General features: G+C 69.9%; 1 protein-coding gene. It reads left to right on the top strand.

The annotated features are described in order from the left end of the window. The coding region (locus tag FSV73_RS25455; RefSeq protein WP_186309352.1) for a DegT/DnrJ/EryC1/StrS family aminotransferase at positions 1 to 346 on the top strand (346 nt) is incomplete at both ends.

The raw sequence follows: 346 nt of genomic DNA, 5'->3' as shown, positions 1-346 counted from the left end.
GGTGGATGCCTTCGACCGTCATGCCCTGGGCCGCAAGCCCCAGGCCCAGGTGCAGGAGCCCGGCTTCAAGTACAACCTGTCGGACATCCATGCCGTCCTGGCGCTGGTGCAGCTGGACCGCCTGGGCGATATCAACAGTCGCCGCCGGCTGCTGGCCCAGGCCTACACCCAGCGCTTGGCGCACCTGCCGGTCGCGCCCCTGGCGCTGCCCGACTACGCCCAGACCCACGCCTGGCACCTCTACATCCTGCGCATCTGCCCCGAGCGCTGCGGGATGGAGCGCGAAGCCTTCATGGCCGGCCTCAAGGCGCGCGGCATCGGCACCGGCATCCATTTCACCGCCACC

This window comes from Pseudomonas oryzihabitans (assembly GCF_007665395.1).
In the GTDB taxonomy this organism is placed as follows: Bacteria; Pseudomonadota; Gammaproteobacteria; order Pseudomonadales; family Pseudomonadaceae; genus Chryseomonas; species Chryseomonas psychrotolerans_C.
The sequence above is the reverse complement of the archived record's forward strand: the minus strand, read 5'-3'. Positions and strand labels throughout refer to the sequence as shown.